Below are 7083 nucleotides of genomic sequence, written 5' to 3' on the forward strand. Positions count from 1 at the left end.
TTTACAGGGTATACAGCCTTGTCAGTGCTAAGCACCACGCAACGCTGGACGCGATGGCTGATCGCAGCGCGAAGCACGTTTTCAGCGCCGAGAACATTCGTTTTGATCGCCTCCATTGGGTAAAATTCGCAAGACGGCACTTGCTTGAGCGCCGCAGCGTGGAAGATGTAGTCGGCTCCGCGAACTGCATCATCGACAGCGTGATAATCGCGGACATCACCAATATAAAATTTTAAGCGATCGTCCGGCAACGACAGGCGCATATCCTCCTGCTTTTTTTCGTCCCGGCTAAAGATACGGATCTCTGCGAAGTCCGTTTTGAGGAATCGAGCCAGCACAGCGTTGCCAAAAGAGCCGGTGCCCCCAGTAATCAAAAGGGTCTTGTTGGAAAACATTAACGTCTCGCTCGAGGATGTTTTAGCCAAAGTCATACATGGATCGGATTAGAACCGGCCAGTCGGGAGGGCGGTAGCCGGTAGCGTTCTGGAAACGAGATGAATTTAATGAGCGGTCAATCACCAACTGGTCGTCCGGAACGATTTGGGTCTTTTTGCCGTAAACCTCGGCAATGATTCTGAGGAGATCATACTTGCTGATTGGATCTGACGACACATGGTACACGCCGGTGAGTTTGATATTTGGCAGGACGAAATCGCGAATGATCCTGGCGAGTTCCACGGTAGGCAGTCCGGAAAATACGGCTCGGGTGAACCCTTTCACGTCAGCCTGTTGGCTCAAAAACCAGTCGACCAAGCCGTGTGAAGTGTTCAACTCGCGGCCGATTATCGAAGTCCGAAGGGTTATCGAGTTCTCACAAACTACTTCGCCCAGCAGCTTGCTCCGCCCGTATAAATCATCAGCATTGGGCCGGGCACTTTCGCTGTAGTTCCCGGCCGCACCGTCAAAGACACAATCGGTACTGATATGAACGAGACGAGCCCTCGCGACTGCGCAGAGGCGTGCCAGCCGATGCGGCAAAACTGCATTAATCGGAATTGCGGCGAGAGGGTCATTCACAGATGACATCTGCTTGACAAGCCCAATGCAATTTATGACCACATCCGGGTTTGCCACCGCGAAAATCTTGCTTAGTCCATCAAAATTCTCGACGTCGCCTGCGTCGATCAGCGTCGCCCGACTTTCTGGAAAAACAGGATGCAGATTATTTGAACGGGTGGAGCCAAAAACTACGTAGCCTTCGCTGTTCGCAAAGAATCTGAAAACTGCATTGCCCAGCATGCCCGAGGCACCGAGGACAAGGATTCTGGGGTGCGTCGATTGAGCCATGGTATCTCTCGCTATCTCCGTGATGCTCGTCGCTCCCTTAAAGCCCGACGGAAATGTTCGACTAAATCAAGAGCGAGTGGACCAGGTGCGAAATGCTGATTGAAATATTCACGCCCCGCAGTACCCATCGCCTCCCGCGTTTCTCTTGGGAGGCCCTTCAATCGTATGATTGTCTCTGCCAGGGCTATGCTGTCTTCGGCTGGCACAACTAGGCCCGCCTTGGCCTCGCTTACGATATCGGCCGCCTCGCCATCAAGGCACGCCAAGATGGGGCGCCCAGCTGCTAAGTATGTCGGGATTTTGCTCGGCACCGTCAAACCTAAACCCTTTGCCCGGTTAAGTGTGACTAGGAGAGCAGAGGCCTGTGCAAATACCGCCGGCATTGCCTCTGGCGGAAATCGTCCTACTAGCATGACATTGGTGAGATGAAGTCGCTCAATTTCGGTCCTGAGCCACTCAGACCGGCTTCCACTTCCAACAAGCACGATGTTGATCTCGGGATCTGATATTCGGCCTGCCGCGTCTAAAACTGTCTCCAGCGCCTGAGCTGACCCGAGATTACCCGCAAACACGACATTGAACCCGCGCGTAAGATCCAGAGGCGAACCCGTGAATTTGCTATCCACCGCCAGATTCAAATCGCCAGGATTGGGGTGGTATGCGATTGGCACCGCATCGCCGGCAACGGCGCGTATCTTTGCGATGAAACCGCGTGACTGGGCTAGAAGAAGGTCGGAACGTTGGTAAATGAAACGAGTGAGGGCCTCCACAGCGCTCAGCACTCGCTGGTTGCGAACAAACCCTGTTTCTTCCAAATTGTCCGGCCACAGATCCTGGACCCAAATCACATGAGCGGCAGATTTGAACTGTCTGAAAACGGCCCCTACCAATCCTTGCAGAATCGGGGAGTTCGCATACACGAAGACAATATCGTATCGCTTGGATCGCGTTAAAAATAGCCCGATGATGCTCCCCGACACGACGAATGAGAGGTAATTCCACACTCTCCGTAGCCCCCCGCCTTTGCCTCGCGGTACAACAGGCACCCGGTGTATCAGGTACCCGGACGGATGAATTTGAGTCCCTGAGCTAAGCGCTCGGTAGCCTTCAAATATTTGGCCATGCGGATAGTTCGGCTGACCGGACAAAACCTCAACGTCGCACCCACACGAGCGAAGCGACTCGACAACCTCGTTGATTCTGAACGTTTCGGGCCAAAAATGCTGACTGACGACCAGCACCCGCAACTTCTCGTTAATTCGGTCTGGTGACGGGCTGCCGCACAAAGCCGCGGTCGCGAGGTTCATGACTCAGCCGAACGCTTGATGCTCATCAGCAGGTGATCTTCGATGCCGGGAGTGAACTCCGGCACAGTCGATTTGAGGAGCTTCACGGCGCCTTGCAGATCCCGGGCGCTGACCACGCATTGCATTTCATCAAAAATGCGCACAATGACAGCACGTTTGATCGACCGCGACGATGCGGCCAAGATGCCTGGGGCTCCTGTCTCACTCAAGGTCTCTTTGCTGTCGAACAGCTCCTCGTAGAGCTTCTCTCCTGGCCGCAGCCCCGTGTAGATAATCTGAATATCCTTGCCCGGTCGCCGTCCCGAGAGCCGAATAAGATTTCGTGCCAAATCGACGATTTTCACCGGAGACCCCATATCGAGCACGAAAATCCGGCCTCGCTCATGCTGTGGCGCGGGGGTGTATGCCGCCGCCTGTAGAACGAGGAGACAGGCCTCAGGGATCGTCATGAAAAAGCGTTCCATATCGGCATGAGTGACGGTCACAGGACCACCCGCCTTGATCTGCTGTTCGAAAAGAGGGACGACCGAGCCAGCCGACCCCAAGACATTGCCGAACCGAACTGTGATGAACCGCGTGCCGATGACCTCCGGGTCGAGGTCCAACGCCTGGCAATACATCTCCGCCATTCGCTTGGTTGCCCCCATAACATTGGCGGGATTTACCGCCTTGTCGGTCGACACCATGATCATCCTGGATACATTTGCACTGAGCGCCGCATCGGCGACATTTCGTGTTCCGATTGCATTGGTGAAAATGCCTTCGAGCGGCTGAGCCTCAACCATCGGCACATGCTTCAGTGCCGCAGCATGGAACAGCACATCAGGTTTGAAGCGTTCAACGATCGTGCGCACCGCCTCTTTTTCCCGCACGTTGCAAAGAGCGGCTTGGATATCGATATTTTGCCATCTCTGAGACAGCTCGGACTTGATTGTGTAGAGCGCGAATTCGCTGGCATCGAGAAGAATTAGGCTTCCGGGCTTCAGGTCAGCAATCTGTCGTGCCAACTCAGATCCAATGGAGCCACCGGCCCCTGTAATCATGATGGTCTTACCCTGAATCATCGACTGGATCTTGGGCACGTCCAGTCGAACGGGGTCTCGTTGCAGAAGGTCCTCCAGCTTGATTGGCCGCAGTTCGATCTCCGCATCGATGCTTTGCATATCGAGCAAATTTGGCAGCCGAAGGATTTCTAGCTTCTGAGTTGCGGCAATTTCGACCAGCGCTTCAATGCTGGCATGACGTTCATAATCATCACGTGATCGCGTGAGGATTATCGCCTCTGGGCGGCGCCCCCGAGCCTCAAATCGGGAGAGAATCTGGGGTAGCCGTTCCAAAGGCCCCATAACTGGAACTCCGCGGATAGATCGGCCTGTTCTTCGTCCTCTCTCGTCAATGATTGCCAGCACCTCAAATGAGGCACGATCCCTTTCCTTTATAGCCCTCAGGAAAGCTTCCGCATTGTCGGTAGCTCCGATCAAGAGCACGTTTCTTCCCCCGGCGGGTTCGGCCTTTCTTCTTCGTTTGCTGTCATGGTGATTGCGGTAAACTCGATACGCAGCGCGAGGTCCGGCCAACAGCACGACGGTGAACGCCCAGGCTATGACAACAGAAGAGCGTGGGATCGCATTCAGCCGAATCAGAAGGAACTCAGCGACAATAAAGAGCGCGATGGCCACGCTAGTCGCGCCAGCGATTGCTACCAAATCAGGAAGCGACGCATAGCGCCATATTCCGCGGTTTAGTCCCAGCAAGAAACCTGCCGTACTGACCATGACCCCGAAGAGGGTAGCTGCTCCAAGCAATACCGGCCAATTTAGCAGGAAGCCATCAAAATCCAGTCGCAACACAAATGCTAGTAGCATCGCGACAGCACCCATTATGCCATCGTGCGCTAGGGCCATTCCTCGCAGCGTAATTGGCCTAGGGATAGTTAGACCCCTTCTAAACTTTATCCTGACATCAGAGCTGCCTGGAAGGCCGCATCTGGCTTCCGGCACCTGCTTAAGGCTTTCGTTCAACACGGATGGTCACGTTGATCAGGCGGTTCACGGATGTCTCAACCCCAAGTCAAGCTGTCTCCTCGAAGCTCGGTCAAGGATCGGGTCCAATTTGAGCCAATTTGTCCAACTGTATAGACCAGCGAAGACGCTTCGAGCACGGATAATAATCTCCCCAGCCGGAAGCCGCGGTCCAATGATAGCTTTCGTTGACGAAGCACGATCACGTAGCGAGCCGTGATCCGACCGGTGATTCTATTTGCATGATGTATTCAGTCCTCCACTACGCAACAACTACTTGGTGGCTTCCATAAGGGCAACGATAATGATCCAGTCGCCCCCACTTTTTGAACTTGGGCTTGATTCAGGCGGCGCCATCTCTGCGGAAGAGCTGGCGATCGCCGCCGAGATGCCATGCTCCGATCGGGCTGCTGACTTCGGATTTTGCCAGGACGGACCTTAGTCTATTTGGCGATTGGACAAGTCTTCGTTGCACAGCCAGGCCAGAGTGATGACGTCCTAGGCCTTATCGACTGAGTTTCTTGTGGGCAGAGCCCGCCGCGGCGCTTTTCCTGACGCACGCACAGGGGGCGATCCTTACGCGTCGAAGGCCTGTAAACGACCCTCCACTTTCAGGGACCGTAGCTTGTTGATGCGGTGCCATGCTGTGCAGTCTTTCAGGAGAAGAAGTCTCTGAGCCGCTCCCTTGACGTCACCAGGGCCCAACTTTCCGACATGCTGCCTCGCTTCGAGGCGAAACGATTCAGGGATTTTCACTTCGAGGTAGAGGAAAAGGAGGCACACGGCAGATGGCCGGTGCGAAGCTGCGGCATGGGAACCGCCCGGCTTTGATTTACCTGCTGGCGATACTCCCAGGTTGCTACGAAACCGCCGCAACCACCTTTCAAATGGACTTGCGGTTGGCAGGCATGGGTTCGGTCGCCTTGGTGTCCCTATAGGAATCGGGTTCCGCTAATTCCTCGCCCAATGCGGCGATTACAGCTGCCATGCGACCACGCACTCGTGAAGGAAGATGCATCAGCCCCTCGATCAGGCGCCGGCCTTCCGCGCTTGCAATGAAGTCGATGCGCTCGTCGACAGGCAGGGGCGAAGCTTCACGGCTGGTCTCATTCCCAGGCAGGCCTTCGAAGAAGCGACGGACGGGGACGTCCAGGGACCTGCCGATCTCGTAGAGCATGGAAGCACTCACGCGATTCCTCGCGTTCTCATATTTCTGAAGCTGCTGGAAGCTGACACCTATGGATCGGGCAAGCTGTGCCTGCGAGACGTCTGACTGGACGCGAATGATCGCGATCTGCCTGCCAACATGCTGATCGGTGGGATGAGGCGCGGTCTCCGCTCCAGCCCTTGTCAACACCTCAAATCTGGTGCGCTTCGATTCCGGAAAAGCCTTCTGATGCTGCATATATCACTCCAGACTGGAGAGTTCGTCGCGGTATGCTCCGGCCAAACTCACCAAACCTCCAATGAACAGGGAGTGCGAAACCTTCCTGGTCCGCTTTCTGGCCTTTGGTGGATTACGCGAATGGTCAGAGAGTTTGATGCCGGATTTGCGGCACCAATCGCCAGTAGGGTCTTGCGGCCCGGGGATACTCGTCTCAGCCGCAGAAAAAATACCTTAAGGGCGGCATTGAAGATCCGGTTCACCAGCCTTTCCAACCCCATCTTGCGGCGGCTGCACGCCGACCGCGAAGAGAAGCATGAACTCGAGCGGAAGCTCTCCCGTCCCAAACCAATCACGGATCCCGAATCTCCGAACGTCGATTGTCGAGAATACTCCGTGGTGAAATACTCTTCAAGGCACTGCTCTCGTATCTATGGAAATCCGAGAGGTGTTCGCGCGCAACCTGAGAACTTTGCGGCAGACCAAAGGCCTGTCACAGGAGGAGCTTGCGCATCAGGCAGGGATCGATCGCACCTACATTAGTGCGTTGGAACGCAACGTGTATAACGCCAGCATCGACGTCGTTGATAGGCTGGCCGAAGTGCTGGGCGTGGACGCCGCGGAATTGCTGAAGCGCCCCTCAGCTGATCTGCAGGGAACGAAGTCGGAGCTTGACGAATAAAGAAGTTGATAAACTCAACGTGTGTAAGCTGCCAAGTCTACGCACATGGAAATGCTCGAACTCGCGGCCGAAATTTCGGTCGCTTGCGTCGGGAGAAGGCAAGGTGGAAGCGCGCTCAGGTTCAGCCAGCAATATCTAAGCGGCCTGGAACGTGGTCGTCGCAATCCGACGGTCATCACGCTGCAGTAGCAAACCGATGCGCCTCTTGTGAGACGCGTTACGGGCACACAAACTAACCTTCTGCGTCCAATATGAGGCGCATACCCAAAAGTTCATTACCCGACCGTGCGTGCGCCGGTCGCATCATACCTCCCAAATCGTCGATTGAAGGACTGCCTGCTATGCGAGGTCGAGTTCGCCGCGCGACTCCATCTCTAAAAGATATCGGGCCTTGGCTAGGCG

General features: G+C 55.2%; 6 protein-coding genes and 1 pseudogene. 2 read left to right on the forward strand and 5 right to left on the reverse strand.

The annotated features are described in order from the left end of the window. The 5 genes from EN893_RS12230 to EN893_RS12250 form a co-directional block, all read right to left on the reverse strand. On the reverse strand, nucleotides 1-395 hold a 395-nt coding region (locus EN893_RS12230; protein WP_128361554.1), incomplete at its 3' end, for a polysaccharide biosynthesis protein. Nucleotides 396-417: 22 nt separating this feature from the next. Next, nucleotides 418-1287 (reverse strand): SDR family oxidoreductase, encoded by an 870-nt coding sequence (locus EN893_RS12235; RefSeq protein WP_127273148.1) that lies wholly within the window; start codon nucleotides 1285-1287, stop codon nucleotides 418-420. An 11-nt stretch (nucleotides 1288-1298) separates the two neighbouring features. Then, a complete protein-coding gene (locus EN893_RS12240) occupies nucleotides 1299-2594 on the reverse strand; it encodes a glycosyltransferase family 4 protein (protein ID WP_127268928.1) in 1296 nt (431 codons plus the stop codon). Next, nucleotides 2591-4474: a nucleoside-diphosphate sugar epimerase/dehydratase gene (locus tag EN893_RS12245; RefSeq protein WP_164748680.1), complete on the reverse strand. Its 1884-nt coding sequence runs from the start codon at nucleotides 4472-4474 to the stop codon at nucleotides 2591-2593. The genes EN893_RS12240 and EN893_RS12245 overlap by 4 nt, the downstream gene beginning before the upstream one ends. A gap of 1024 nt (nucleotides 4475-5498) precedes the next feature. After that, the gene (locus EN893_RS12250) at nucleotides 5499-6020 is read right to left on the reverse strand and encodes a helix-turn-helix transcriptional regulator (RefSeq protein ID WP_127268924.1); all 522 of its coding nucleotides are present in this window, start codon (nucleotides 6018-6020) and stop codon (nucleotides 5499-5501) included. Between the two features lie 412 nt (nucleotides 6021-6432). Between EN893_RS12250 and EN893_RS12255 the strand changes: the two genes are divergently transcribed. Both EN893_RS12255 and EN893_RS39180 read left to right on the forward strand, forming a co-directional pair. Beyond that, nucleotides 6433-6681: a helix-turn-helix transcriptional regulator gene (locus tag EN893_RS12255; protein WP_127268922.1), complete on the forward strand. Its 249-nt coding sequence runs from the start codon at nucleotides 6433-6435 to the stop codon at nucleotides 6679-6681. Between the two features lie 120 nt (nucleotides 6682-6801). Continuing rightward, a pseudogene (locus tag EN893_RS39180) lies at nucleotides 6802-6864 on the forward strand (transcriptional regulator); the annotation flags it as partial. Nucleotides 6865-7083 lie beyond the last annotated feature (219 nt).

The organism is Mesorhizobium sp. M7A.F.Ca.CA.004.04.2.1 (assembly GCF_004022825.1).
Taxonomy (GTDB): domain Bacteria; phylum Pseudomonadota; class Alphaproteobacteria; order Rhizobiales; family Rhizobiaceae; genus Mesorhizobium.